This window comes from Streptacidiphilus sp. BW17 (assembly GCF_041262485.1).
GTDB lineage: Bacteria > Actinomycetota > Actinomycetes > Streptomycetales > Streptomycetaceae > Streptacidiphilus.
This window is the reverse complement of record NZ_JBGCCR010000033.1, coordinates 40,171-64,391: the sequence shown is the minus strand read 5'-3', so window position 1 is coordinate 64,391 and position 24,221 is coordinate 40,171. Positions and strand designations below refer to the sequence as shown.

At 72.5% G+C, this 24,221-nt stretch carries 26 protein-coding genes; 13 read left to right on the top strand and 13 right to left on the bottom strand.

What is annotated here, in order from left to right; genetic code table 11:
* Positions 1 to 200 precede the first annotated feature (200 nt).
* Together ABH940_RS30075 and ABH940_RS30070 are read left to right on the top strand one after the other, a co-directional pair.
* Positions 201 to 1,274, top strand: a complete 1,074-nt coding sequence (locus ABH940_RS30075) for a rod shape-determining protein (RefSeq protein WP_370071814.1) — start codon at positions 201 to 203, stop codon at positions 1,272 to 1,274.
* A gap of 31 nt (positions 1,275 to 1,305) precedes the next feature.
* Positions 1,306 to 2,208 (top strand): DUF2690 domain-containing protein, encoded by a 903-nt coding sequence (locus ABH940_RS30070; protein WP_370071813.1) that lies wholly within the window; start codon positions 1,306 to 1,308, stop codon positions 2,206 to 2,208.
* 82 nt (positions 2,209 to 2,290) lie between these two features.
* Here ABH940_RS30070 and ABH940_RS30065 read toward each other — a convergent pair whose 3' ends face one another.
* Positions 2,291 to 3,301, bottom strand: a complete 1,011-nt coding sequence (locus ABH940_RS30065) for a hypothetical protein (protein ID WP_370071812.1) — start codon at positions 3,299 to 3,301, stop codon at positions 2,291 to 2,293.
* 375 nt (positions 3,302 to 3,676) lie between these two features.
* Here ABH940_RS30065 and ABH940_RS30060 point away from each other — a divergent pair, with 375 nt between their 5' ends.
* The 5 genes from ABH940_RS30060 to ABH940_RS30040 are packed head-to-tail and all read left to right on the top strand — an operon-like array spanning position 3,677 to position 8,885.
* Entirely contained in the window at positions 3,677 to 4,795 is a 1,119-nt protein-coding gene (locus tag ABH940_RS30060) for a sugar ABC transporter substrate-binding protein (RefSeq protein WP_370071844.1), read from the top strand.
* Positions 4,792 to 5,583, top strand: a complete 792-nt coding sequence (locus ABH940_RS30055; RefSeq protein ID WP_370071811.1) for an ATP-binding cassette domain-containing protein — start codon at positions 4,792 to 4,794, stop codon at positions 5,581 to 5,583. The genes ABH940_RS30060 and ABH940_RS30055 overlap by 4 nt, the downstream gene beginning before the upstream one ends.
* On the top strand, positions 5,580 to 6,914 hold the full coding sequence (locus ABH940_RS30050) for a sugar ABC transporter permease (RefSeq protein ID WP_370071810.1): 1,335 nt from the start codon (positions 5,580 to 5,582) through the stop codon (positions 6,912 to 6,914). The genes ABH940_RS30055 and ABH940_RS30050 overlap by 4 nt, the downstream gene beginning before the upstream one ends.
* Before the next feature lie 60 nt (positions 6,915 to 6,974).
* The gene (locus tag ABH940_RS30045) at positions 6,975 to 8,516 is read left to right on the top strand and encodes a protein kinase (protein WP_370106691.1); all 1,542 of its coding nucleotides are present in this window, start codon (positions 6,975 to 6,977) and stop codon (positions 8,514 to 8,516) included.
* Between the two features lie 9 nt (positions 8,517 to 8,525).
* Positions 8,526 to 8,885, top strand: a complete 360-nt coding sequence (locus ABH940_RS30040) for a VOC family protein (RefSeq protein ID WP_370071808.1) — start codon at positions 8,526 to 8,528, stop codon at positions 8,883 to 8,885.
* 30 nt (positions 8,886 to 8,915) lie between these two features.
* Here the strand turns inward: ABH940_RS30040 and ABH940_RS30035 are convergent, their stop codons facing one another.
* The gene (locus tag ABH940_RS30035; protein ID WP_370106690.1) at positions 8,916 to 9,110 is read right to left on the bottom strand and encodes a DUF6126 family protein; all 195 of its coding nucleotides are present in this window, start codon (positions 9,108 to 9,110) and stop codon (positions 8,916 to 8,918) included.
* Positions 9,103 to 9,729: a helix-turn-helix domain-containing protein gene (locus tag ABH940_RS30030; protein WP_370071806.1), complete on the bottom strand. Its 627-nt coding sequence runs from the start codon at positions 9,727 to 9,729 to the stop codon at positions 9,103 to 9,105. Before ABH940_RS30030 ends, ABH940_RS30035 begins: the two co-directional genes overlap by 8 nt.
* Before the next feature lie 173 nt (positions 9,730 to 9,902).
* Here ABH940_RS30030 and ABH940_RS30025 point away from each other — a divergent pair, with 173 nt between their 5' ends.
* From ABH940_RS30025 to ABH940_RS30010, 4 genes are all read left to right on the top strand, one after another.
* A complete protein-coding gene (locus ABH940_RS30025) occupies positions 9,903 to 12,185 on the top strand; it encodes a SpoIIE family protein phosphatase (protein WP_370071805.1) in 2,283 nt (760 codons plus the stop codon).
* A 45-nt stretch (positions 12,186 to 12,230) separates the two neighbouring features.
* The gene (locus tag ABH940_RS30020) at positions 12,231 to 13,034 is read left to right on the top strand and encodes a Mut7-C RNAse domain-containing protein (protein ID WP_370071804.1); all 804 of its coding nucleotides are present in this window, start codon (positions 12,231 to 12,233) and stop codon (positions 13,032 to 13,034) included.
* A gap of 119 nt (positions 13,035 to 13,153) precedes the next feature.
* Positions 13,154 to 13,279, top strand: a complete 126-nt coding sequence (locus ABH940_RS30015) for a hypothetical protein (RefSeq protein ID WP_370106689.1) — start codon at positions 13,154 to 13,156, stop codon at positions 13,277 to 13,279.
* Positions 13,280 to 13,367: 88 nt separating this feature from the next.
* Positions 13,368 to 13,691: a nuclear transport factor 2 family protein gene (locus ABH940_RS30010; RefSeq protein WP_370071802.1), complete on the top strand. Its 324-nt coding sequence runs from the start codon at positions 13,368 to 13,370 to the stop codon at positions 13,689 to 13,691.
* Between the two features lie 7 nt (positions 13,692 to 13,698).
* Here the strand turns inward: ABH940_RS30010 and ABH940_RS30005 are convergent, their stop codons facing one another.
* Positions 13,699 to 14,163 carry a universal stress protein gene (locus ABH940_RS30005; protein ID WP_370071801.1) on the bottom strand — a complete coding sequence of 155 codons (465 nt, stop codon included), beginning with the start codon at positions 14,161 to 14,163 and terminating at the stop codon, positions 13,699 to 13,701.
* A 120-nt stretch (positions 14,164 to 14,283) separates the two neighbouring features.
* Between ABH940_RS30005 and ABH940_RS30000 the strand changes: the two genes are divergently transcribed.
* The gene (locus ABH940_RS30000) at positions 14,284 to 15,465 is read left to right on the top strand and encodes an FAD-dependent oxidoreductase (RefSeq protein WP_370106688.1); all 1,182 of its coding nucleotides are present in this window, start codon (positions 14,284 to 14,286) and stop codon (positions 15,463 to 15,465) included.
* Here the strand turns inward: ABH940_RS30000 and ABH940_RS29995 are convergent.
* The 7 genes from ABH940_RS29995 to lgt form a co-directional block, all read right to left on the bottom strand.
* Positions 15,441 to 16,202 carry a class I SAM-dependent methyltransferase gene (locus ABH940_RS29995; protein ID WP_370106687.1) on the bottom strand — a complete coding sequence of 254 codons (762 nt, stop codon included), beginning with the start codon at positions 16,200 to 16,202 and terminating at the stop codon, positions 15,441 to 15,443. The two genes, ABH940_RS30000 and ABH940_RS29995, sit on opposite strands and share 25 nt — an antisense overlap.
* A 93-nt stretch (positions 16,203 to 16,295) precedes the next feature.
* Positions 16,296 to 16,991 carry a response regulator gene (locus ABH940_RS29990; protein ID WP_370071798.1) on the bottom strand — a complete coding sequence of 232 codons (696 nt, stop codon included), beginning with the start codon at positions 16,989 to 16,991 and terminating at the stop codon, positions 16,296 to 16,298.
* A gap of 3 nt (positions 16,992 to 16,994) precedes the next feature.
* Complete coding sequence (locus ABH940_RS29985; RefSeq protein WP_370071797.1) at positions 16,995 to 18,191, bottom strand: sensor histidine kinase; 1,197 nt, start codon at positions 18,189 to 18,191, stop codon at positions 16,995 to 16,997.
* Positions 18,192 to 18,208: 17 nt separating this feature from the next.
* Positions 18,209 to 18,988 (bottom strand): ABC transporter permease, encoded by a 780-nt coding sequence (locus ABH940_RS29980; protein WP_370071796.1) that lies wholly within the window; start codon positions 18,986 to 18,988, stop codon positions 18,209 to 18,211.
* Positions 18,988 to 19,896 carry an ABC transporter ATP-binding protein gene (locus tag ABH940_RS29975; RefSeq protein WP_370071795.1) on the bottom strand — a complete coding sequence of 303 codons (909 nt, stop codon included), beginning with the start codon at positions 19,894 to 19,896 and terminating at the stop codon, positions 18,988 to 18,990. The genes ABH940_RS29980 and ABH940_RS29975 overlap by 1 nt, the downstream gene beginning before the upstream one ends.
* A gap of 68 nt (positions 19,897 to 19,964) precedes the next feature.
* Positions 19,965 to 20,990 (bottom strand): DMT family transporter, encoded by a 1,026-nt coding sequence (locus tag ABH940_RS29970; RefSeq protein ID WP_370071794.1) that lies wholly within the window; start codon positions 20,988 to 20,990, stop codon positions 19,965 to 19,967.
* A 158-nt stretch (positions 20,991 to 21,148) separates the two neighbouring features.
* Complete coding sequence (gene lgt, locus ABH940_RS29965) at positions 21,149 to 22,114, bottom strand: prolipoprotein diacylglyceryl transferase (protein WP_370071793.1); 966 nt, start codon at positions 22,112 to 22,114, stop codon at positions 21,149 to 21,151.
* 242 nt (positions 22,115 to 22,356) lie between these two features.
* Here lgt and ABH940_RS29960 point away from each other — a divergent pair, with 242 nt between their 5' ends.
* Positions 22,357 to 22,548, top strand: coding sequence for a DUF5302 domain-containing protein (locus ABH940_RS29960; RefSeq protein WP_370071792.1), 192 nt, complete (start codon positions 22,357 to 22,359; stop codon positions 22,546 to 22,548).
* A gap of 100 nt (positions 22,549 to 22,648) precedes the next feature.
* Here ABH940_RS29960 and paaE read toward each other — a convergent pair whose 3' ends face one another.
* Together paaE and paaD are read right to left on the bottom strand one after the other, a co-directional pair.
* Positions 22,649 to 23,746, bottom strand: a complete 1,098-nt coding sequence (gene paaE, locus ABH940_RS29955) for a 1,2-phenylacetyl-CoA epoxidase subunit PaaE (RefSeq protein WP_370071843.1) — start codon at positions 23,744 to 23,746, stop codon at positions 22,649 to 22,651.
* Positions 23,710 to 24,156: a 1,2-phenylacetyl-CoA epoxidase subunit PaaD gene (gene paaD / locus ABH940_RS29950; protein ID WP_370071842.1), complete on the bottom strand. Its 447-nt coding sequence runs from the start codon at positions 24,154 to 24,156 to the stop codon at positions 23,710 to 23,712. The genes paaE and paaD overlap by 37 nt, the downstream gene beginning before the upstream one ends.
* Between the last annotated feature and the right edge of the window lie 65 nt (positions 24,157 to 24,221).

Here is a 24,221-nt window from a genome sequence, read left to right as displayed (position 1 = left end):
CGATCATCGGCCCGTGCTCTGCGCCGTGCCACTCCGGCAGGACCACTCCGGCAGGGCCACCCGGCCGCATCCACTCCACCGGAGTGGATGCCCTCCCTCTTTCAGCGTCCCCGGGATGCAGCGACGGCGATCCGGCCGCTGCATGGAAGAGAGCACAGAATCTGACTGCCTATCAGCAGGCCTTCACACAGGGAGCGGGGATGCACGTGAACCGACTGGTGACCGACCGACTCGTCACCGACCGTCTGATCGCGCTCGACCTCGGCACGTCCCGGGTGCGGGCCTGGCGGTCGCGCGGTGGGGTCGTCTTCGACGAGCCGTCCGTGGTCGCGTTCGACCTGGACCGGGGGATCGCCTTCGCCTTCGGCGAGCCCGCCCAGAGGATGACCGGCCGGACCCCTCCGGGCATGACCACGGTCAGCCCGCTCAGCGCCGGCACCATCACCGACTTCGAGGGTGCCCGGGTCCTCGCCCGGCTGGCCCTGGACCAGGCCCGCGCCAGCCGGTTCTCGCTGCGTCCGACCGTCGCCACCGCGGTCACCGTCGAAAGCCGCGGCATCCACGTCAAGGCGCTGGAGCAGGCGCTGCTCCAGGCGGGTGCGGCCAAGGCACTCACCTTCCCCGCGCCGCTGGCGGCCGCGGTCGGAGCGGGCCTGCCGATCGACCAGGAGACCGGCACCATGGTCGTCGACCTCGGCGCGGGCACCAGCGACCTGGCCGTCTTCGCCTTCGGACAGCTCGTCAGCGCCACCTCGCTCACCGTCGGCGGGAACACCTTCGACCGCGCTCTCGCCGCGTGGGCCCGGCGCCACCACCGCGTGGACCTCGGCCCGACCGCCGCCGAGCAGCTGCGGATCGCCGCCGGGTCCTGGGACGGCGACCCCTCCGCCCGCGTGCTGGAGGCCAAAGGCCGTCGCACCGAGTTCGGCACGCCCCTGCTGGCGACGTTCTCCGCGGAGGATGTGCACCGGGCCATCTCCCCCGCGGTCGACGTCCTCGTCGACGGCATGGGCGCACTGCTGGCCCGCTGCCCGACCGAGCTGAGCGCGGACATCACCCAGCACGGCATCGTGCTCACCGGCGGCTGCGCCCGCGACGCCTGGCTCAGCACCCTCCTGCGGGACCGGCTCGACCTCGACGTCAGGGTCGCGGACTCGCCGGAGAGCTGCACCGTCCGGGGTCTGGGCCGGCTGGCAGGCGCCGTGGGCACCACCCGCCAGGGCGGTGACGGTACGACAGCACTCCGGGCCATCGCCGCCGCTGTGGGAGACTGACTGCCCCCAAGCAATGGAGAGAACGAGAACCGTGGGCGCGAACTGGCGGCCGATACCCGAGGACCTGCGCGGAAGCGCCCGCCGCCTGACCGAGGAACTCCGCGCGATCAAGGACCGCAGCGGCCTGTCCCTCACCCAGATCGGGACACGCACCCACTACAGCAAGGCCTCCTGGGAGCGCTGGTTCAACGGCAAACGGGTGATCACCGAGCAGGCCCTGGAGAGCCTGGCCGCCAACGTCGACGAGCGCGCACGCCTGCTTCGTCCCCTGCTCGCCCTGGCGGCCCAGGAGCCCGGCTCCGAGGCCGCTGCTTCCCAGGCCGCTGCTTCCCCGGAGGAACGCCTTCAGGATGCTGCTTCCGAGCCGGCCAGCGAGACTCCCCCACCTGCCGATGTCCGGGCCCGGTGGTCGGGGTTCCGGCGATGGCTCGCCGGTACCAGCGCGGCCCGCACGGTCGTGATCGCCCTCGTCTCGGCGCTGCTGGGCGCCGTCGGCGGTGCCTGGCTGACGTCCGCGACCTCGCCCTCGAACGCCGCCGCGAGCTCCGACCGCACGCCCGTCGTCATCCCCGTCAGCGCGTCCGCGCCGCCGACGTGCCTGGGCGTGGGCTGCGCGGGCAGGGACCCGCAGTCGACCGGATGCGTCGCCGACGCACGTGATCTGATCACCCAGAACGTCGGCGCCATGGTCATCTACCTGCACTACAGCGCCCGCTGCAAGGCCGCCTGGGGCGCCCTCACCGACGGTGCGCGCGGTGACACCGCGACCATCACGACGTCCGCCGGTGACCACCAGACCGCGTTGGTCCACTGGGGCTACGACAACTACTCCATGATGGTCGACGCCGGCACCCCTGGCACCACCCTCCAGGTCTGCGGCGCCCAACCCGCCGGCCACGGCTGCACTCCCGCCGTGCCGGTGCCCGTGCCCTGAAGGCCCGTGCCCGGAAAGCCCGTGCCGGAGGGCCGGTGTTGAGACGCCGCCTGGTGACGGCGCCTCACCCTTCTTCCCTGCCTCAGCCCTTGGTGACGCAGGCGTTGGCCGCGTTCGACCAGAGTCCTTGCAGGTCGAAGGTGCCCGTGCTCAGCGGCACGTAGGCGTCGAGGTTCTCGCACTCGTCGCCTATCTCCCCGTTGTGCCCGTTCCAGCCGACGCTCGGCCAGAAGTCGGTCACCGTCTCCGCGTACTCGTGCGTCTCGGTCGACTCGATCCCGGAGAGCATCCGCCCGTCCGTGAAGGTCGTGCACGCGCCCGCGCCGAGGTCCGGGACGTACGGGAGGTTGGTGTAGGCGAGGGTGCCGTAGCTCGACGAGGTCTTGTCGTGCCAGGCGCAGAAGCCCGAGTTCGGGAAGCCGTCCGGGTGGGTTCCGGTGGCCGAGACCACCACGTACTGCGCGTTCAGGTTGGGCGCCTGCGTGGTGTTGCCGAAGTGCGCGGCGGCGCTGCCGGCCTCGGCCGCGATCTGCGCGGTGGTGGCGTTGGCCGGAGCGGCACTCGCGTTGTCGAACCAGACACCGGCCAGCGGGCTGGACGTCGGGTGGGTCACGTGCGTGCCGCTGGTGCCGCATTTGGTGGTCCCGCTGGCGACGCCCTCGCAGTACTGGGTGAGGATGGTGCCCCACGTGTCCGCGGAGCCGTACAGGCCCTGGAACATCGCCCGCAGGTCGGGCGCGACCCCGGCCGGGTCGCTCGCCCACTGAGAGCCCCAGAAGACCAGGTACACCTTGGGCGTCGGCGAGACCACACCCTGTTTGCCGCTGGACCGCACGCTCAGCGTGTTGCGGTTGCCCGCCTGCTGGAGCGCCGGGGCACTGTGACGGTTGATCTGCTTCTCGCCGAGGTGGACGTCATGGACCGTGGCACCGACCGGAGCGACGGCGGCCGGAGCGGCGGCGGCGGGAGCGGCGGCCTGCGCGGCCGTGCTCAGTCCGGCGGTGGCAAGGCCCACCGCGGTGAGGGCGGCCAGGGAGAGCGCCGCAGACGAACGGGAGGAGCGCAGAGTCGTTCCGAGCGTACGTATGCGCACAGTGATCCCCTCGGGGGTCGCACAGACTGTCGACCACGGCGTGGCCACAGCGGAACCTAGTGGCCGAGCGCATGTAATGTCCATGGCGCGAACGCTCTCCGGCCGTAAATCCTCCGGCGTCTGACGTCCCGTCGCGAAAATCCGTCACTCCCCGGCCCGGCGCGGCACTCGGCGGATGCGCCCCACCGTTCGGGCGAACATCACGGCCCCGTCCGTGTGTCCCCCGCGTCCAGAGCGATCGTGGGACTTCAATCCTTTGAGGCTGAACCCTCGTCACGGACGAAGCTTCTGAACAGCCATGCCGTGACGTTCAAGCCGCAGCTCACTCCCCGTAGTTCCCGCCCGCAGTCCGGTCGAGGAAGGCCCACCACCGTGATGAAGCACCCTCTGCAGCGCGCCGCCACCGCCACCACCGTCGTCTCCCTGGTTCTCGCGGCGGCTGCCTGCGGCTCATCGGGGAGCGCCAGCTCGTCCTCGTCCGCCTCCGCGAGCTCGGGCGGCTCGGCGGTCGCGGCCAGCGGGAGCATCGGCCTGCTGCTGCCCGAGAACACGACGACCCGTTACGAGCAGTTCGACAAGCCCTACTTCGAGGCCAAGGTCAAGGCGCTCGCCCCGAACGTCACCGTCAACTACGCCAACGCGGGCGGCAGCGCGCAGGTCCAGGCGCAGCAGGTGCAGACGATGATCAACGAGGGCGTCAAGGTCCTCGTCGTCGACCCGCAAGACTCCACCCAGATCAAGGCGTCGGTCGACGCCGCCCACGCCAAGGGCATCAAGGTCGTCTCCTACGACCGGCTCTCCGAGGGCCCGGTGGACGCCTACGTCTCCTTCGACAACGTCCACGTCGGCCAGCTGCAGGGCACCGGCCTCATCAACGCGCTCGGCTCCAAGGCCAGCCCGTCCGCCAAGATCGTCGAGATCGACGGCGCGCAGTCCGACCCGAACGCCGCCCAGTTCAAGAGCGGCTTCCAGGGCGCGGTCAAGGGCAAGCTGGACATCGCCTACGACGCCTCGGGCCAGTGGCTGCCGGACGTCGCCGCACAGAAGGCCACCGCCGCGATCAACCAGCTCGGCGCCCACAACATCGCCGGCTTCTACTCCGCCAACGACGAGATGGCCGCCGGTATCGCGACCTCCATGAAGAACGCCGGCATCAGCAACCTCCCGCTGACCGGCCAGGACGCGCAGCTCGACGCGATCCAGCGGATCGTGGCCGGCACCCAGTCCTTCACCATCTACAAGGCCTACAAGCCCGAGGCCGAGTCCGCCGCCACGCTGGCCGTCGACCTGCTCACCGGACAGAGCGTCAGCTCCACCGCCACCACCACCCAGACCAACGGCTCCGGCAACTCGGTCCCGTCCGACCTGCTGACCCCGGTCCTGGTGAACAAGTCCAACATCAAGTCCACCGTGGTCCAGGACGGCCTGTGGACCGTCGCGCAGATCTGCACCCCCACCTACGCCGCCGCCTGCAAGTCGGCGGGCCTCGAGTGAGGGACGACCAACCGGTCCTGGCCCTGCGCGGCGCCTCCAAGCGTTTCGGCGCCGTGCAGGCCCTGACCGACGTCGAACTGGAAGTCCACCCGGGCGAGGTCGTCGCCCTCGTCGGCGACAACGGCGCGGGCAAGTCGACCGTGGTCAAGATGATCGCCGGGGTGCACCAGATCGACGAGGGCGACATCGAGTGGGAGGGTCGGCCCGTCACGATCCACCGCCCGCAGGACGCCCAACACCTCGGCATCGCCACCGTCTACCAGGACCTGGCGCTGGCCGACAACCTCGACGTGGTCGCCAACCTCTTCCTCGGCCGCGAGCTCATCAAGCGCGGCACCCTCGACGAGGTGGCCATGGAGAAGCGCGCCCAGGAGCTGCTGGACACCCTGTCGATCCGCATCCCCAGCGTCCGCATCCCGGTCGCCAGCCTCTCCGGCGGCCAGCGTCAGGTCGTCGCCATCGCCCGCTCGCTGATCGGCGACCCGAAGGTGGTCATCCTCGACGAGCCGACCGCGGCACTCGGCGTGGAGCAGACGGCGCAGGTGCTCGACCTGGTCGAGCGCCTGCGGGACCGCGGCCACGGCGTGCTGCTGATCAGCCACAACATGGTCGACGTCCGGGCGGTGGCGGACACGGTCGTGGTGCTGCGGCTCGGCCGCAACAACGGCACCTTCCCGGTGCGGGAGACCACGCAGGAGACCATCATCGCCGCCATCACCGGAGCCACCGACAACGCGGTCACCCGTCGGCAGGCCCGCGGCTCGGGACCGACCCCGGAGGGCATGTGAGCACGGATTTCCCACCGCCTTCCGATCCTGGGAAGCCCTTCGACCCGACGCACCCGTCCGCCGCGGCCGAGCGCGCCGACCCGACGCCGCCTCCGGCCGTCGCGCAGCCCATCGACCCGCGGCTGCTGGTCCGTCAGGAAGGCCTGCGCGGCTACTTCGACGAGTTCCGCCGCAAGGTACGCGGGGGCGAACTCGGCTCGATCCCGGTCGTGGTCGGGCTGATCGTCATCTGGCTGATCTTCACCCTCAAGGACAGCAGGTACTTCAGCGCCTCCAACGCCGAGTACATCTCGTACTACATGGTCGGGCTCGGCCTGCTCTCGGTCGGCCTGGTCTTCGTCCTGCTGCTCGGCGAGATCGACCTCTCGGTGGGCTCGGTCAGCGGCCTGGCCGCCGCGCTGTTCGCCGTGCTGTCGGTCAACCACGGTGTCAACTCGTGGGTCGCGGTGCTGCTGACTCTGTTGGCAGGCATGGCGATCGGCGGGCTCCAGGGGTGGATCTTCGCCCGGATCGGCGTGCCCGCGTTCGTGGTCACCCTGGCCGGCTTCCTGGCCTGGCAGGGCGTCATGCTCTGGCTGCTCGGCTCGACGGGCACCATCAACCTGCCGGACACCGGCCTCAACCACCTGCTCTCCGGCAACTCGTTCTTCCTCAACGGCGACACCGCCGGGGCGTACCTGCTGGCCGGGCTCGCCGTGCTGGCGATGGCGCTCTCCCTCTTCGGACAGCAGCGCAGGCGCAGGGCGGCGGGCGTCCCCTACCGTCCGACCAGCGAGCTGCTGCTCCGCACCGGCATGCTGGCGGTCGCGGTGTTCCTGGTCGCGTGGGTGCTCAACCGCGCCAGCGGCGTGCCGAACGCGATGGTCATCTTCCTTGCCCTGTTGGTGATCTGCGACTTCGTGCTGCGCCGGACCCGGTACGGCCGCAAGATCTTCGCGGTCGGCGGCAACATCGAGGCCAGCCGTCGCGCCGGTATCAGCGTGCCGATGGTCCGGATCACGGTCTACGCCATCTCCGGCACCTTCGCGGCGCTCGGCGGCCTGGCCATCGCCGCCACCACGTCCGCAGCCGGGCAGGCGGGAGCCGACCCGAACAACCTGATGATGGCCATCGCCGCGGCCGTCATCGGCGGCACCAGCCTCTTCGGCGGACGCGGACGCGTCTGGTCCGCGCTGCTCGGCATCCTGGTCATCGAGTCGATCAACTCCGGCCTCTACATGCTGGGGCTGACCCTCGACATCCAGTACATGATCACCGGCGGCGTGCTGCTGGCCGCGGTCATCGTCGACTCGCTCTCCCGCCGCACCCAGAAGTCCTCCGGCCGGGCCTGAGCGCCTGCCTGCCGGGGGCAGCCACATGATTTCCACAAGAAGCACGGTCACCATCGCGCCGTGGACATCCTGGAGACCCCCGGCCCTGCCGACAACCCCGCGCCCGCGCTCGGCGACCGCTACCTGCTGTCCGGGGTTCTCGGCAGCGGCGGCATGGCCGAGGTGCACCGTGCCCGCGACCTGCGACTGGACCGAACCGTCGCGGTGAAGATCCTGCGCCCGCAGCTGGCGGCGGACCCGGTCTACCGGGTCCGCTTCGGCCGCGAGGCCCGTGCTGCCGCGTCGCTCAACCACCCCGGCATCGTCGCCGTCTTCGACTCCGGCGAGGGCGCGGGACGCAGCATGGACCTGCCCTACCTGGTCATGGAGTACCTGCCCGGCCGCACTCTCGCCCAGGTCCTCCAGGCCGACGGCCCGCTGTCCCCGAGCCTGGCGCTCCGGGTGACCGCCGACCTCCTCGACGCGCTGGCCCACGCCCATGCACGCGGCATGGTCCACCGCGACGTCAAGCCTGCGAACGTGATGGTCCTGGACGACGGCACCGTCAAGCTCATGGACTTCGGCATCGCCCGCAGCGTGACTCGAGCGGAGGGTCCGTCAGAGACGCTCACCTCCACCGGCATGGTCGTCGGCACCGCCGACTACCTCTCCCCCGAGCAGGCGCGGGGCGAACCGGTGGACGCGCGCAGCGACCTCTACGCCGTCGGCTGCATGCTGTACGAGCTGCTCACCGGACGCCCGCCGATGGCGTCCGACAATCCGCTCGACACCATCTGGCGCCGCCTCAGGGAGGACGCGCCGCGGCCCTCCACCGTGGCGCCCGGTCTCTCGGCGGACGTCGACGCCCTGGTCTGCCGCGCCCTCGCCCGCGACCCCGCCGACCGCTTCCCGGACGCGGCATCCATGCGCGGAGCGGTCGAGGCCGTGCTGGCGACGGAGGCCGCGCCGGTGGCGGACACGTCCACACAGACCGTGCAGCTCCTGCAGTGCGCGGAATCGTTGGAGTCTGTGGAGTCCGTGCCCTCCGCGCCGCCCGCCCGGTCGGCGACCATGCGACTGACCGTGCCGTCGGGCACGACGGCGTCTCTGCCCACGGCTGCGTCTCTGCCTACCGCGGCGCTCCGGCGCGAGCAGACGGTCATCGAGCCCATGCCGCCGAACACGGAGGCCGAGTTGCCCGAGAGTCCACGCCGGAATCGGCGTCGGCTCGGGGCGCGGGCGGGGCTTGCGGCGGCGCTGGTCGCGGGAGTGGTCGGGGGCTGGTTCGCGCTCGGCGGGGGCGGTGCCGCTGCCGCAGGCAGCGGTGTAACCGGCGGTACCGGCGGTACCGGTGCCAGCGCGTCCACCGGGGCGTCACCAGTCACCCCGCTGACCGTCCCGGACCTTGCCCACGACAGCCTCTCCCATGCCCGCCGCACCCTGGCCGCCCTCGGCCTGCACGTCGGCCACATCCGCACCGGCACGTGCCAGGGCAGCACCGCCGCGCCTCGGACCGTCTGCACGCAGTCCCCCGCCGCCGGGTCCACGCTGCAACACGGCGGGACGGTGAGCCTGACCGTCTCCCGCGCGCCCGCGCTTGCCGGGGGTACCGGGTCGGCTTAGCGTCGAGTCATGATCAACGGCACCCATGTGGTGATCTACACCAGCGACGCCGAGGCCGACCGGGCCTTCTTCCGCGACGTCCTGGGCCTGCCCGGCGTCGACGCCGGACACGGTTGGCTGATCTTCCAGGCCCCGCCCAGCGAGATCGCCTTCCATCCGGCTCAGGCGGTCCACTCGCACGAGCTGATGCTGATGTGCGACGACCTGCCAGCCACCGTCGCCGAACTGACCGCCAAGGGCGTCGAGTTCACCCGCCCCGTACAGGAACTGAACTGGGGCCTGCTCACCGCCTTCCGCCTCCCCGGCGGCGGCGACCTCGCCCTCTACGAGCCCCGCCACCCTCGCGCAGCAACGGCGGGCGAGGCGTAGCAACGCGTGACTTCCGGCGCCGACGGACGGTCAGGAGCGGTGCTGGCCCGCGTAGAAGAGCAGCATGGCCAGGCCCGCGAAGACATGCAGGCCGATGACGTAGATGAAGACCCGGACATTGACCCGGTGCTCCGTGTGGGTGCTGCCGTCCTCGACGGACAGCGGGACCGAGGTGGAGCGGACGGACGTGGGGCCGGGGACGGGGTGGGAAGTGTGGTCAGCCAAGGCACAACTCCGAAGTAGGGCTCTGCAGCAGCGTGTGCAGGAAGAGCAGGTCGACTCCGGCCGCCGAGTCGGCGGACAGACGGTGTGGGCGCATCGAGTCGAAGTGGGCGGAGTCACCGGGGTCGAGCAGGTGTTCCTCGCGGTCCAGGTGCAGCACCAGGCGTCCGCTGAGCACGAAGACCCACTCCTCTCCCGGATGAACCCGGACGACCGCCTCCTGCGTGCCCTGCGGGACGTGCACGCGCAGGGCCTGCATGGCGCGGCCGGGCGCTCCGGCGGGGCGGTAGGTCCATCCACCGGCCTTCGAGGGCTCGGCGGTTGCGCCGCGCACGACGGTCGCGGGGACCGTCGGCTTCTCCCCGAGCAGGACGTCCAGCGGGACGGCGTAAGCTCGGGAGAGGCCCAGCAGTACGGGGAGCGACGGCTGACGCTTGGCGGTCTCCAGCCGCGACAGGTGCGCGGGTGAGAGGCCGATCCGGGCGGCGGCCGCCTCCAGCGTGAGGCCGCTGCTCAGTCGGCGCTCGCGCAGCCGCGCGCCGAGGCCGGGAAGTTCCTCGTCGAGCTTGCGCTCACGGGGCGTTCCTGGCTCTTCCGGTTTCTGCGTGGCTCCTGCGTCCATGCACTCAGTGGACACCTCCTTCACCTCCTGGGCAAGTTTCTTGCCTCTGAGGCAAACTCGCATGGCGGCCACGAGCCAGGACGTTTCCCGCCGCGCCCGCCGCGCCTGCCGGGGCTACCGGGTCGTAAGGTGATCGGATAGACGCACAGATCCGCAGCCGAAGGGGCCAGTCGATGGTCAGCGATTCCGTCGGGGGATCGGTCGCGCTTCAGGCCTCGGCGGTGCTCGACGCCGTCGGGATCGGTGTCTGGCGTTGGAGCACGACCGACGGTGTCCTCGAAGCAGACGCCCGCACCCGGGAACTGCTCGGGCTCGCCGACGACGGTGGGGAGTTGGGGGCGGCGTCCGTCCGCTCGCAGCTGCACGGCGAGGACATGGCCCAGCTGAGTGCGACCTCGCGGCTGGTGCTCACGGAGCAGCGGCCCAACGACGCGCGGGTCCGTGTGGTGACGCCGGACGGGCACCTGCTGCGCACGGTGATGGTGCAGATATCCCCCGGACCGCCGGGAAGCCGCTTCTCGCTGCAGGGGACAGCGATCGACGCCCAGCCGCGTCCCCCGCTGCCCGAGCCGCCGGAGCCCCTCCGCACGGACGAGGCCGGACGCGCCCAGATCCAGGCGCTCAACGCGCTCCCCCGGACGGACGACGCACCGTCGCGGGCATCGACGCAGCCCCCGGCAGCGTCCGCGGCGCAAGCCCTCGTCCAGCCCTCCCACCCCGAACGTTCCGCCCGCTCCGCCACCGGCGTCCGCGCGCGGCTGCCGGAGACCGACCTGCGGCGCTCGCGGGAGGCGTTCCTGCTCGACGCGGGCCGCGCGCTCGCCGAGGCGAGCACGACCAGCGAGGTGCTCCGGGTCGCCGCAACACTCGCGATGCCGGGCTTCTCCCCGGACGGGCAGGCGGTGTTCGGCGTGCGCGGCACGCTGCTGACCGTGGTGGGACAACACGGACACACCTCCGAACAGGCCTCGCCGTTCCAGATGCCGCTGGACACCGAGTACCCGGCGGCGCAGGTGGTGCGGACCGGGCGGCCGATCTACCTCTCCTCGCCGGAGGAGTACCAGCGCCGGTTCCCGGCGACCTGGCCACTGGCGCAGGGGTTCCACCGCAGGTCGTGGGCGTTCCTGCCGCTGGTGACGGCGGGTCGGACGACCGGCGCGTGGCTGGCGGCGTTCGCCACGCCCGTCGCGTTCACGCCGGACGAGCGGGCCGTGCTGTCGACGGTGGCGCGGATGCTGTCGCAGGCGCTGGAACGGGCGCACACCAACGAGGCGGAGCGCGCGCTCTCCCGTGGGCTGCGGCGCTCGATGGGCGACTCGGCGCGCCAGCTCGACGGACTGACGGTCGCCGCGCGTTACGTGCCCACCGGCGGCGGGCTGCTGGTCGGCGGCGACTGGTACGACGTGATCGACCTGCCGGGCGGGCGGGTCGCGCTGGTCGTGGGTGACGTGCAGGGGCACGACGTGCACGCCGCCGGGGTGATGTCGCGGCTGCGCACGGCGGTGCACGCGTACGCGGTCGAGGGGCACCGGCCGGACGCGGTGCTGTCGCGCGCGTCGCGGTTCCTGGCCAGCCTGGACGAAGACCGGTTCGCCACCTGCATCTACATCGAGGCCGATCCGGCGACCGGCAAGCTGGCCATCGCCCGCGCGGGGCACCCGCACCCGGTGCTGCGCATGCCCGACGGCAGCGCGATGATCCGGCACGTCGACGGCGGGCTGCCGCTCGGGCTGATGCCGGACGACGAGAGCTATCCGGTCACCGAGCTGGAGCTGCAGGTCGGCGAGGTGTTCATGGCCTGCACCGACGGCCTCATCGAGACCGGCGGACACGACTGGTACACCGGGTGGATCCGGGTCAGGGACGTGGTGGAGCCGGGTCCGGTGGAGGACCTGGAGGCGATCGCCGACGCGCTGATACAGGCGGTCCACGGGCCCGCCTCGCACCGCGGCGCGGGCCGGCTCGCCGACCGGCGCGAGGACGACATCGCGCTGCTGCTGCTCCGCCGCGACGAACGCGTCGGCGCGCCGAAGCCGACCGGCCGCCGGCTGATGCTGACCGTCGCCCAGGGCCAGCCCGAGCGGCTCGCGGGCGCGCGCCGGGAGCTGCGCGGCATCCTCCGCGACTGGCACGAGCCGGACGGCGTGGACGCGGCCGTGCTGCTGGTCTCGGAGCTGCTCGCCAACGTGCTGCTGCACACCGATCAGGAAGCGGCGCTGACAGCCGAGTTGACCGGACCCGCGGGTGAGCGGCTGTTGCGCGTCGAGGTGTCGGACGGCAGCGACGAACTGCCGCACCGGCGCTCCCCGGGCGAGATGGCCTCCTCGGGACGCGGCCTGGTGCTGCTGGACCTGCTGGCGGAAGGCTGGGGTGTGCGCCCGCGCGGCGAGGGCAAGTTCATCTGGTTTGAGATGCAGGAGAAGGCCGACAAGCAGGCGGACGACCAGCGCAGCTGACAAAAGCGCTGGCCGCGCCCGTCGTCGCGGTGCGATGCTGGCCGCGTGGACGGACCGGAGATCGTCATCACTTTCGCGCCCGAGCTGCACCTCTTCGTCTCCGCCCCGCGGCGCGCGGCCGACGGGGCGCAGGTGCGCACCGACGGCTCGTCCACGCTCGGGCATGTGGTCGAGTCGCTCGGCGTGCCGCTGACCGAGGTGGGGCGGCTGCTGCTGGACGGGCGGGAGACCACGACCGCGTACGTGCCCGTCGCCGGGGACCGGATCCAGGTCGACGCCGTGATGCGCCCGCAGACGCTGCCGGGACCGGCGCGCTTCCTGCTCGACGTGCATCTGGGGACGCTGGCGCGCCGGTTGCGGCTGCTGGGCGTGGACGCGGCGTACGAACGGCTCGACATCGGGGACGCCGCGCTGGCCGCGCAGTCCGCGCGGGAGCAGCGGGTGATGCTGTCCCGGGACCGGGGGTTGCTGCACCGGCGCGAGCTGTGGGCAGGCGCGTACGTGTACAGCCACCGGCCGGAGGAGCAACTGACCGACGTGCTGGAGCGGTTCCGGCCGCCGCTAGCGCCGTGGACCCGCTGCACGGCCTGCAACGGCGAGCTCCGCCCGGCGACGCTGGAGGAGGTCCGGCCACAGCTGCGGGAGGGGACCGAGCGCAGCTACGACACCTTCGCCCGGTGCACCGCGTGCGGGCGCGCGTACTGGCGCGGCGCGCACCAGGACGGGCTGAACGACATCGTCGCGGAGGCACTCCGCCAGGTCGGCGACGTGCAGGTCGCCTCCCAGGTCGGCGACGCAGGCGTGTCCGGGGCCGACGACGACGCCGTGCGAGGATCGTCCCAGCGCTGACAGCGCCGGCAGCGCAGCCGGAACCGCACACGGGAGCAGACCTCCGGCACGTCGGCGACGCGCACTTCGGCGCGGGGACGGGGCGCGGCGACGACATCTGGGAGCACGGCGGGTTCGCCGTGCACTTCTTCTCCGAGCAGTTGCTGGACGAGCTGGCCCAGGGGTGGGACTCGGTCGAGGTTGACGCGTTCGAGGAGGGCGAGCTGCCGCGCCGCCTGTGGCGGGTCACCCAGCGCACCGCCTGAACGGCGGGTCTCTGCGCGCGCCTGCTCGGGCGCGGGTGTTCGCTGGAACCACCCGCGTACCGAACCGCGAACCAGCAGAGAGGCCGACATGACCATCGCCACCGACAAGCTCTCCGACCCCGTCGTCCGCCGACTCGTGGCCGCCGTCAACGGGCACGACCGCGACGCCTTCGTCGAGCTGCTGACCGCCGACGCGACGATGGCGGACGACGGTTCGGACCGCGACCTGCACGACTGGATCGACCGGGAGATCTTCTCCTCAGGCGGGCGGATGGACGTGCAGAAGGAGTCGGACGGCGGGCGCAGGCTGGTGGCCCGCTTCCGCAACGACACCTGGGGCGAGATGAACACCGTCTGGCGGTTCGAGGTCGTCGACGGCAAGGTCAAGCGTTTCGAGACCGGACAGGCCTGACAGTCCGTCAGCGCGCGCCGTCCCGCTCCCGGACGATGAGCACCGAGCAGCGCGCGTACTGGGCCAGGTGCTGACTGACCGAGCCCAGCATGATGCCCTTGAAGCCGCCGAAGCCACGGCTGCCGACGACGAGCAGCGCGGCGCCCTCGGCCGCGTCGAGCAGCACCTGGGTCGGCGAGCCCTGCATCACCCGTTGCCGGATGATCGGATGCGGGCCGGGGCCGGCCACCTCTTCGACGCCCTCGGCCAGACGGTGCACCGCCTGCTCCTCGAAGGTGAGCCCCGCCTGGCCGGGAGGCGGCTCGGGCACCGAGAAGATGCTCGGCCACTCCCAGGCGAGCACGGCGTGGACGAGGCTGCCGGTCAGCTCCGCCTGCCGGATCGCCACGCGCAGCGCCTCGCCGGAGTGGGCCGAGCCGTCGACCCCGACGACGATGTAGTCCGGCACCGGCTCGACGCTGGTCTGGCTCATTCCGTTTCCTCCCGCTTTCGGATTGTTCAGTCCGTTTGCCACGCTCTCATGCTGGAGAGTGTCCGCAGGTCAGCGACGCCGACTGCCACGCGGGAAGCCTCGCGCCCCGCCAGATGTTTCATGGGCGTGAGTGTTGAACTTGAAACGGTCGAAGCGGTTGTGATCGGCGCGGGACAGGCGGGCCTGTCGACCGCCTACCACCTGCGTCGGCGCGGGCTCGTCCCGTACCGGGACTTCGTGGTGCTGGACGCGGACGCCGGGCCGGGCGGCGCGTGGCAGCACCGGCCGCCGACGCTCACCATGGCGATGGTGCACGGCTTCCACCAGCTGCCGTACGCGCCGCTGCCCGACTTCACGCCGGAGCAGGCCGCGCGCGACGTGCTGCCGGGCTACTTCGCGGCGTACGAGCGGGACAACGAGGTTCCGGTGCTGCGCCCGGTCCGGGTCTCGTCAGTCGGCGAGGCGGACGACGGCTCGGGACGCCTGCTGATCGCCACCGAGAGCGCCACCGAGGGCGGCACCGAGGGCGGCACGCGCGGCTGGCTCACTCGGACGCTCGTCAACGCGACCGGGACGTGGACGCGGCCGTTCGTACCGCGCTACCCGGGCGCCGAGCGGTTCCGGGGCCGGATGCTGCACAGCTCCGCCTACGGGGGGCCGGAGGAGTTCGCAGGCAAGCGGGTCGTCGTGGTGGGCGGCGGCGCGTCGGCGATCCAGATCCTGGCGGAGACCGCGGCCGTGGCCGAGACGCTCTGGGTGACCCGCAGGCCGCCGGTCTTCCGCGAGGAGCGGTTCGCGCCCGAGCTGGGACGGGCGGCCGTGTCCATGGTGGAGCAGCGGGTGCGCGCCGGACTGCCGCCGACCAGCGTGGTCTCGGTGACGGGCCTGCCGCCCTCCCCCGCACTGCTGCGGGCACGCGAGCTGGGCGCGCTGAACCGGCTCCCCATGTTCGACCGGATCACCGAGCACGGCGTGGTCTGGGCGGACGCCGGGTCGGACAGGCCCTCCGGGTCGGACGGGCACGAGGAGCCGGTGGACGCGATCGTCTGGGCCACGGGCTTTCGCGCCGCCGTCGGGCATCTGACGCCGTTGGGGCTGCGCGAGCCGGGCGGCGGCATCCGGATGGCGGGGACGCAGGCCGCCGCCGATCCCCGGGTGCACCTCGTCGGCTACGGGCCGTCCGCGTCGACGATCGGCGCCAACCGGGCGGGCCGCGAGGCGGCGGTCGCGATCGACCGCTACCTCCACGAACACCCCCGGGAGAGCTCCTTCGCCGGTCAGGTCCTCGCGCGGGCCCGGTAGCACTCCGTCACGTACGGGAGCTGCACCCGCGTCCGGCCCGCCAGGGCGGGGTGACGGCGCGTCAGGGCGCGCACCTCGGCGAGCAGCGTCTCGCGGTCGGCGTCGGGCAGGGTGATCACGTAGCTGCGCGAGGCGACCAGGTCGACGAGCTGGTCGCCGGTCAGGGTGTGGGTCCAGGGGACGTCGAACCGCTCGACCGGCTCGAACAGGTCGGGGTGATCGGCCAGGCCCTCCACGCCGACACCGCCGGTGACGGGCGTGCCCTCCGGGTGGAGCAGGCGGCCGAGGGCGGCGACCCAGTCCGCACGCTCGTCCCTGACGTTCCAGACCAGACCGAGCGTTCCGCCCGGCCGCAGCACCCGCGCCACCTCGGGGACGGCGAGGACAGTGTCCACCCAGTGCCACGACTGTGCGGCGAGCACGACATCGGCGGCGTCGTCCGGGAGCGGCATCGACTCCCCCGCACCCGCCAGCACCGTGGCCTCGGGCACGGCCGACGCCAGTTGCTCGCGCATACCCTCGGACGGCTCGACGGCGGTGACGGCGAGACCGCGGGCGCACAGCGACCGGGTCAGCTTGCCGGTCCCGGCTCCGAGGTCGACGACGTCACGCGGAGCGGCTCCCGTCCTGGCCTGCAGCAGCCAGTCCAGGGCAGCGGCAGGGTAGTCGGGACGGCCGCGCTCGTAGGCGGCGGCAGCCGCGCCGAAGGAGTTGGCCTGGGCGGTGCGGTCGTGCATACGGCTCCTCGAGTCCTGAAGGGTTCCGGGGACACAGGTCCCCGGAACCCTAGTGCCGCGCCCGCCACGGACACCTCCCCATTTCCGTGGCGCTCAGACCAGGCCCGTCTCGTAGGCGAAGACGACGAGCTGGGCCCGGTCGCGGGCGGCGAGCTTGGTCATCGCGTGGGAGACATGGGTCTTGGCGGTGGCCGGGGAGATGACCAGTTCGGCGGCGATCTCCTCGTTGCTCAGTCCACGGCCGACCAGGGCGACGACCTCGCGCTCACGGTCCGTCAGCACGGCCGAACCCTGGGCCAGTTCGGGTGGCAGCGCGCCGCCGCCCCGTCGGGTGAACGCGCCGATCAGACGACGGGTGACGCTGGGCGCAAGCAGCGCCTCGCCCGCCGCGACCACCCGGACCGCGCGGCGCAGCTCGTCGCCGTCGAGGTCCTTGAGCAGGAAGCCGCTGGCCCCGGCGCGCAGCGCGCGGTGGATGTACTCGTCGAGCTCGAAGGTGGTCACCACGACCACCTTCGTGTCGGCCAGCCCGGGGTCGGCGACGATCCGCGCGGTGGCGGCGATGCCGTCCAGGCGCGGCATCCGCACGTCCATCAGCACCACGTCCGGGCGCAGCCGGGCCGTCTGTGCCACGGCGTCGAGGCCGTCGGCTGCCTCACCGACCACCTCGATGTCCTCGGCGCGGGCGAGCAGCGCGTGGAAGCCCGCCCGGACCAGGGCCTGGTCGTCCGCGATCAGCACCCGGACCGGACCCGGGACAGGACCCCGGTCAGAACCCTCTGCCTGCATGGATTACCCCGTCTCCCACGGTAGTTCGGCGCGGACCAGAAACCCGGACCGGTCCGGGCGCGGTCCCGTCTCGACCCGGCCGCCGAGCGCCTCGGCGCGCTCGCGCATGCCCAGCAGGCCGAAGCCGGAGGCCGGTGTTGCCTCGACGAACCCCTCGCCGTCGTCAGCAACCTCGACGAGCAGCCGACCGTCCTGGCGGCGCAGGACGACCGTGGCGTGGACGACAGAGGCGCGGCTGGCGTGGGCGTGGCGGAGGGTGTTGGTCAGCGCCTCCTGGACGATCCGATAAGCCGTCAGCTGCACCAGCGGCGGCAGGTCCGCGGCAGAGCTCGCGCCGCCGGTGTCCAATGCGACCTCCAGTCCGCTCTCGCGCAACTGCCGGGCCAGGTCCGGCAGGTCGGCGAGACCCGGCTGCGGGCGGGCGTCGGGGAGCGCGCCGGACTCGCCGGTCTCACCGGACTCTCCGCGCAACATGTCCAGCGCGGCGCGCAGCTCCGGCATCGCCTGCCGGGCCGCACCGCGGACCTGGAGCATCGCCTCGCGAGCGGCCGGGGACTCGTCCGCGTCCAGGGCGTCGAGGGCGACGCTGCTCTGGACGGCGACCACGGAGATGGTGTGGGCGAGGACATCGTGCAGCTCACGGGCGATGCGCAGGCGCTCCTCGGCGAGGCGGCGACCGGTCCGTTCCTCTGCGGCGGCGGCCTCCTGACGCACCATCGCCTCGTGCTCCAACTGCCGTCGCCGGGCGAAGTGGCCGACGACGGCACTCGCCGCATAGGCGACCGCGGGCATGGAGACGTCCAGGCCGTACCAGGGCACCCGGTTCGGCGGCAGCGTCGGGATCAGCCAGACCAGCAGCGCCGCGAGCAGGCCGAGGGCGAGCCCGTTGCGGGCGGCGTACATCGGCAGCCCGGCGCAGACCAGGAAGACCAACACGGCGGGGGCCAGGCCCGGATAGCCCGCGAAGTGGTACGCGGCGATGCAGGCCAGGCAGAGGGCGGACGCCAGGACCGGGCGGGTGCGGCGCAGCAGCAGCGGCAGCGCCGCCGCCACGGTCAGCAAGTAGGCGCCGGGCGGCCACGGTTGCGGGTGCGGGCCGTAGTGCTGCTCGGCCCAGACACCGAAGCAGGCGAAGACGGTCACCGAGCCGACGACTGCCAGGTCGAGGGCCGGGACGGCTCGGTTCCGGGGCTGCACCACGGTGGCAGCGTAGGCGTTCATCCGGCCGCGACGGGCGAGGCCTCGTCAGCCCGGGCGCGGCGACCGGCCTTCCCTGGCCGGTAGGCGAGGACGGCCAGCCCGGCGAAGCCGACCGACCAGGCAGCGAGGACGGCGACGTCGGCGACGGTCGGGGCGTGGCCGCCGACGATCTGCCATCCCACGTCGGCGAGGCGGTTGGTGGGCAGCGCGTGGGCGACGCTGCGCAGTCCGGCGGAGAGCTGCGCGGGCGGGACCCAGAGGCCGCCGAGCGCGGAACCGGCCATGTAGAGGGCGTAGCTGAGCGGGAACGCCGCCTCCGGTCCGACCGCGAAACCGAGCGCCACGCCCATCAGCGCGAACGGCAGGCTGCCCAGCCACATCGCCGGGATCAGCACGCACCACTGCCACGCGTCCAGCCGCACGCCCTTGACAGCGACGGCGGTGACGCAGACCAGCACCAGCGCGGGCAGCGCCACGGCCAGTCCGGCGGCGATCTTCGCGGTGAGCAACTGGCGTCCGGTGACCGGCATGGCGCGCAACTGCTCCAACCAGCCGCTGCTGCGCTCGTGCGCGATCCGCGGGCCGGTCGACGACAGGGCGCCCCAGATCGCGCCGTAAGCGGCCATGGCCACCATGATCTCGACGGTGCCCGGTAGTTCGCCGGGCTGGGTGGGCTTGCCGCCGAAGAGAGAGGCGAAGAGCAGGTAGAAGCCGATCGGCGCGACGACGGCCAGCGCGAGGTAGCGCGGGTCGCGGAGCATCCGCAGGCATTCGAGCCGGAACAGGTGCAGCGTCATCAGACTCGTGCCTCCTCGAACGGGGCTGGGCTTGTCGGTCCGGTGAGTGCCAGGAACGAGTCGTCCAGGCTGGGCGGGGCGACGCGCAGGTCGCTCCACGCGGCGTCGCTGCGGGCCAGCAGCCGCACCACGGTGTCCGGGTCGGCGGTGCGGACCGTGGCCCAGCCGTGCTCGACGGTCAACCGGCCGGGCAGCTCAGGCAGTTGAGACATACTCGGGGCCGGGAGCCGGAACCGGACGACCGACTTTCCGCCCGCCTCCCGGATCTGCGCGGGCGTGCCGTCGGCGACGATCCGGCCGCGGGCCACGACCACCACGCGGTCGGCGTTCTCCTCGACCTCGTCCAGGTAGTGGGTGGCGAAGAGGATGGTCCGGCCCGACGCGGCGCAGTTGCGCATCGCGGCCCAGAACTCGCGGCGGCCCTGGACGTCGAGGGCGCGGGTGGGCTCGTCCAGCAGCATGGTGTCCGCACCGGCGACAGCCACCAGCGCGAACTTGAGCCGCTGCGCCTGGCCGCCGGACATCCGGTCGACCCGACGGTGCGCCAGCTCGCGCAGTCCGGCCAGCTCCAGCGCCTCCTCGACGCGCAGCGGCGCGGGGTACATCCGGCGGCACAGGCCGACCACCTCGGCGGCGGTGACGCCCGGCATCAGGCCGCAGTCCTGGAGCATGGCGGCAATCCGGCCCTGGACCACGGCGGTGCGGGGCGCGAGTCCGGCGACGGTCACCCGTCCGGCGTCGGGCGTGTGCAGGCCCATCAGCAGGCCGACGGTGGTGCTCTTGCCTGCCCCGTTCGCGCCGAGCAGCGCGACGGTCGCGCCGCGCGGAATCTCCAGGGTGAGGGCGTCGACGGCGGTCCGCTCGCCGAAGCGCTTGGTCGCCCGGTCCAGGGCGATGGCTGTCTCCATGCCCCCGATCCTGCTCGCCGTGGCCACGCCGCCGCCTCGGCCGGCGGATGCGTTCCCGGACGCGTCAGCTACTCCCGGGGATGTACGTCGCCACCGCCCGCAGGCGCGCGATCGGGCTCCGGGTCGGGCGCGCGATCGGGCTCCGGATCGGCGTCGGGGTCGGGGTCGGGTTTCGGCCCCGGATCGGCCACGGGATCGGTCAACGGCCCGGTCGGCTTCGCGCCGGGGCGTTCCCCCTCCGGCATCATCTGCAGACGGGAGAGCCCGATCGCCCCGAGTGCCACCAGGCCGACGCCGAAGATGGCGGGGATCAGCCACCAGCCGGTGTTGACCGACTCGTCGTAGAGCGTGACGCCGAGCGAGAGGCTGATCAGCGCGTCACCGAGGGTCAGCGCGGGCTGCGAGGCGACCAGCGGGCCGGCCTGCATCGCGTTCTCCAGGACGAAGAGAGAGCAGACGCCGACGGCCGCGAAGCCGTAGGTCTGCCAGGCGCTGAAGAACGCCGCGACGCCCTGGTGGTCCAGGGTGTCGGTGGCGGACTTCATCAGCGCGGCGGTGAGCGCGTAGCCGATCGCGGCGGCCAGGCCCAGGCAGACCGCCCGGACACCACCGAAGGAGTGACGCAGCGCGATCACGCAGAGCATGATCATCATGCCGCCGCAGGACGCGAGCGCGAAGACCCAGAGCCCGACGCCCGCCTGTGGGCTGCCGCCGCTGGGCGCGGCCGCGGCCAGCGCGGTGCCGAGGCCGACGACCATGCAGGCCACCCAGATCCAGCCGAGCGTGGGCATCCTCCGGTGGAAGACCAGGCTGGCGATCAGCAGCGCGGCGGGCAGTTCGAGGACGAAGATCGGCTGGACCACGGCGAGCGGTCCGGTCGCCAGGGCCACGCCCTGGAAGATCGCGGCGAAGATCACGCCGAGGATGCCGAAGAGCCACACGGGAGTGCGCAGCAGGTCCCACATCAGCCCGAGCCGGAAGCCCTTGGAGGCGGGCACGACAAGCGCGGCGCGACGTTGCAGCACGGTACCCAGGGCGTTGCTCACGGCGGCACACACCGCGAACACCACCGACAGCACCGTGCTCGTACTCACGTTCCAAGCCCCCTCGCGGAACCCCGGAACCACCCAGCGCAGTCCGCAGTCCCGATCGCTGTGTCGGTCCTGTGCGCATGCTACCCACGCAGGCGGCCCGACGGCCCGGTGGACAGGGCGGGAAGATCAGCAGGATTCAGACCCGGACTCGGACGGGCTCAGGCCGGCTGCTTGGGGTCGCCCGCGTCGCCGGACACGCGCGTCGCTCCGGCGGGTTCGGGCGTCGTCAGGGCGTCCTCGGGCGCACCGGCTTCGTCCACTGCTTCGTCCAGCGGCTCGACCGGACCGACCGGCTCGACCGGCAGGCGGGAGGCGCCGATCGGGTTCTCCGGCACGGAACGGTTGCGGGTCGCGACCAGGAAGCCGACGGCCGCCAGGAAGAGCAGCAGCGAGGTCCAGTCGTTGACGCGCAGGCCGAGGATCCGGTTGGCGTGGTCGCTGCGGAGCGCCTCGATCCAGCCGCGACCCGCCGTGTAGCAGGCGACGTAGAGCGCGAAGAGGCGGCCTCCCTGGAGGCTCCAGCGCCGGTCCGCGTAGAGCAGCACGAAGACGATGGCCAGGTCCCAGAGCGACTCGTAGAGGAAGGTCGGCTGGAAGACACCGTGGACCACGCTGCCGTCGGGGTTGACCTTGTTGATCTCCAGGCCCCAGGGCAGCTTGGTCGGGTCACCGTAGAGCTCCTGGTTGAACCAGTTGCCCCAGCGTCCGATCGCCTGCGCCAGGATCAGGCCGGGCGCGAGCGCGTCAGCGAAGCCGGAGAGGGGAATGCCCTTGCGGCGGCAGCCGATCCAGGCCCCGACCGCGCCGAGCGCGACCGCGCCCCAGATGCCGAGCCCGCCGTCCCAGATGTAGAGGGCGCGGATCGGCTGCTCGCCCGCCTTGAAGTAGAGCTCGGGGTCGGTGATCACGTGGTAGAGCCGACCGCCGAGGATGCCGAACGGTACGGCCCACAGCGCGACGTCGAAGATGTCCTCGGGGTTGCCGCCGAGCTTGATCCAGCGCTTGCGGGTCAGCCAGATCGCGGCCGCGATCCCGGCCAGGATGCACAGCGCGTACGCGCGGATCGGCACGGGGCCGAGGTGCCAGACGCCCTGCGACGGGCTGGGGATGTACGCGAGATCCATCAGGGCCGTTTCCCTCGGAGAACCGGGCGGGCCCGGAAACCTGCAGCGAGGGGCCCGCGTGCTGCGGGCTCACCCTACATCCGAGGCCCGTCCCGATCCGTGATACGCGCGGGTTGCGGGCGCGGTCGCGTGGACCGGGTGAACCGCTCATAAACCGGTCACATCCGGTGGTCGCCGCGTGAAAGACTGAGCGTGCACAGACACCACAGCACTTTCACCGCACGCGCACCTGGAGGCATCCCATGGCGGACGACGAACATTCCGGCCCAGCCGACTCCGAGGACGACGTCAAGCGGAAGTTCCGCGAGGCCCTGGCCCGCCGTCGCGACCCCCAGGCGGAGCAGGGCTCCGGACGCGGTCAGGACCCGTCGAAGATCCACGGCACCCACGGCAAGTCGGGCGGCCAGCGTTCGTTCCGCCGCAAGAGCGGCTGAGAGGGAACACCGACCGTCCCGGCTACGGCTACGGCTACGGCTACGGCTACGGCTACGGCTACGGCTACGGCTACGGCTACGGCTACGGCTACGGCTACGGCTACGAGTCGTAGTCCAGCACGACCCGCTCGCTGACCGGCTCGGCCTGGCAGGTCAACACATAACCCGCCGTCAGCTCGGCGTCCTCCAGAGCGAAGTTGCGGCGCATCCGCACCTCACCGGAGACGACGAGCGCGCGGCAGGTGCCGCAGACGCCGCCCTTGCAGGCGAACGGCAGGTCCGGCCGGGCCCGCTGGGCGGCGTCGAGCACGGTCTCGCCCACAGGCATCCGCAGGGTGGAGACCCGGCCGTCGAGCGTCAGCTCCAGCTCGGCCGAGGGGCCGTCAGGTCCACGGTCCTCGTGGCTGACTGCGGGCGGCGGCTCCTCGTCCTCGGCGTAGAAGAGCTCGCGGTGGATTCGTTCGGCGGCAACACCACGGCCGGACAGGACCGCGCGGGCGTCCTCGGTCATGCCGAGTGGGCCGCAGAGCCACCAGTGGTCGACGTCGGGGACGTCCACCAGCGCGCGGAGCACCGCGTCCAGATGCTCGGCGTCCAGGCGGCAGCTGAGCAGCTCGCTCTCCCGTGGCTCCCGTGACAGCACATGGACCAGATGGAACCGCTCCGGGTAGCGGTCCTTGAGGTCAGCCAGCTCGTCCGCGAACATCACCGAGTCGCTGCGGCGGTTGCCGTAGAGCAGGGTGACCCGGGCCTTGGGGTCGGCCAGCGCCGAGGCCGCGATGGCCAGCAGCGGCGTGATGCCGGAGCCCGCGCCGATCAGCGCGTGGTGCGCGGGCACGGTGAGGTCCGGCACGAAGCTGCCGAGCGGCGGCAGCGCCTCGACCACGTCGCCCGGCCGCAGGTCGCGCACCAGCCAGGAGGAGAAGAGGCCGCCGGGCACCTCGCGGACGCCGATCCGCAGCGGACCGCCCTCCGGCGCGCACAGCGAGTACGAGCGGCGCTCGTCGTGCCCGTCGACGACCCGACGCAGCGTCAGCGACTGCCCGGCGCGGAAGGCGAACCGCTCGGCCAGGTCGTCCGGGACGTCGAAGGTGACGGCCGCGGCGTCCTCGCAGAGCGGCTCGACGGCGGCGACCCGCAGCGGGTGGAAACTGGTGCGCACTAGATCTCCTTGACCTGCTCGAAGGGCTCGCGGCAGGCGCGGCAGCGGCGCAGCGCCTTGCAGGCGGTGGCGCCGAAACGACTGGTCTCCTCGGTGTCCGGCGACCCGCACTGCGGGCAGCGGACGGCGGAGTCAGGACGGACGGTGAGCGTCACCGGGATCGGGCCGGTGCTCCGGCGCGGCGCGCGGCCGGGCGGGGCGATGCCCGCCTCGGCGAGCTTGCGTCGGCCCTCGGCGGTGATGTCGTCGGTGCTCCACGGCGGGCTGAGTTCCGTGCGCACGTGGACGGTTGCGAAGCCGACCGAGCGCAGTGCCGCGTCCAGGTCGGCCCGCATCTCGGCGAGCGCCGGGCAGCCGCTGTAGGTGGGGGTGAGCACGGCGGTCACCGAACCGTCGTCCTCAAGCCGGACGTCACGCAGCACGCCGAGGTCGGCGAGAGTGAGCATGGGCAGCTCGGGGTCGCGCACCGCCTCGGCGGCGGCGCGGGCGGCGTCGGGGGTTGCCCGCGCCG